Source organism: Bradyrhizobium sp. 31Argb (genome assembly GCF_043638955.1).
In the GTDB taxonomy this organism is placed as follows: domain Bacteria; phylum Pseudomonadota; class Alphaproteobacteria; order Rhizobiales; family Xanthobacteraceae; genus Bradyrhizobium.
In genome coordinates this window covers 1-1,324 of record NZ_JBEGDB010000595.1, presented here as the reverse complement: position 1 = coordinate 1,324, position 1,324 = coordinate 1, and the positions used below count along the sequence as shown (strand labels likewise).

General features: G+C 62.5%; 1 protein-coding gene and 1 pseudogene. Both read left to right on the top strand.

Annotated elements, in window-relative coordinates; all coding sequences use genetic code 11:
- Nucleotides 1-75: 75 nt before the first annotated feature.
- Nucleotides 76-767, top strand: a pseudogene (locus AAFX91_RS41710) (IS110 family transposase); the annotation flags it as partial.
- 153 nt (nucleotides 768-920) lie between these two features.
- Nucleotides 921-1,184 carry a hypothetical protein gene (locus AAFX91_RS41705; protein WP_394570349.1) on the top strand — a complete coding sequence of 88 codons (264 nt, stop codon included), beginning with the start codon at nucleotides 921-923 and terminating at the stop codon, nucleotides 1,182-1,184.
- Nucleotides 1,185-1,324: the final 140 nt, after the last annotated feature.

Below are 1,324 nucleotides of genomic sequence, written 5' to 3'. Positions count from 1 at the left end.
CACGTCCGGTTTGATGAGCGGGGAGAGGAAACGGAACGCGCAACAAGCGCATCACCGCGCCTCTCCTCGACTCTACTGAAGCGGCAAAAGAACGACGCGATCGATGCCGAGGCGATCTGCGAAGCGGCGCAGCGGCCGAGCATGCGGTTCGTGGCCGTGAAGAGCGAACAGCAACAGGCGGCGGGTCTGGTGTTTCGGACCCGTGATCTGTTAGTGCGGCAGCGAACCCAGCTCATCAACGCGATCCGGGGTCACCTCACTGAATATGGTTGGATTGCACCCAAGGGGCCGTCGCATGTGGCGACGCTTGCCGATCTGATCGAGGAGGAAGCGATGGCCAGTTCGCTTCCCGAAGCGGCCCGCACCATGTTCCGAGTGATGTTGGACCTGTTCGCCGGCCTCAACGGCAAGATCGCGGGTCTCGACAAGGAGATCGCGCGACGCGCTCGCGAGGACGAAGTATCGCGCAGGCTGATGACCGTTCCTGGCATCGGCCCGATCTCCGCCACCGCGATCGCCGCTCTAGCACCGCCGGCCGAGACTTTTGCCAAAGGTCGTGACTTCGCGGCCTGGCTCGGTCTCACGCCCCTTCAAAGATCGACGGACGGCAAGCAGAAGCTCGGCGTGACATCCAAGATGGGCGAACGCACGCTCAGGCGCCTACTCATCATCGGCAGTAGCGCCGTTGTCAGCAGGCAAGCAAACCGGGCGCGCCGAAGGGTTCGTGGCTCGAACAGATGCTGGCTCGCAAACCGCGTATGCTGGTACCCTCGCGCGCGTCGCAACGAAGCTTCCAGCCGCGCCTTCTCCTTATCCCAACGCGCCTCTTCGGCTTGCGCTCGCGCCTCGAGAACCTCGACCTCAGCTCGAATGTCGGCAGCATTCTTTTCGTGCTTCTGACGAGCTGCGTCCAAGGCGGCTTGCGCTTTGTCGATGGCGTGCTGCCGTCGCTCGCGCTTCTTCTGCCGAGCCGCCTCTTCCTTTGCATCCTCGCGCTCGCGTCGCTTCTGTTCCTTCTCAAAAGCGAGTGCGGCCTTCCGGTCGGCTGCCGGATCATTGCTCCGCTTTGCATGCTGCTTCCGCGGCTCGTGGCCGGCGAGCTTAGGGCGGCTCGCCTTCTTCGAACCGTCATCGTCGGTGATATCCGTGGGCAGTTCGGCGTGCTCTTTGAACGGACCGCTTGAGCCAACGGGACGCTTGAGAACAACGCCGGGCGCCGACCTCCTATCTGCGGCAGCTTCCCGCAGCCCTAGCATTACAGTTGTAATTGACTGAGGATTCTGAATCCATGGGCAACCATGATTCGAAGATCGTGGACGCAGGC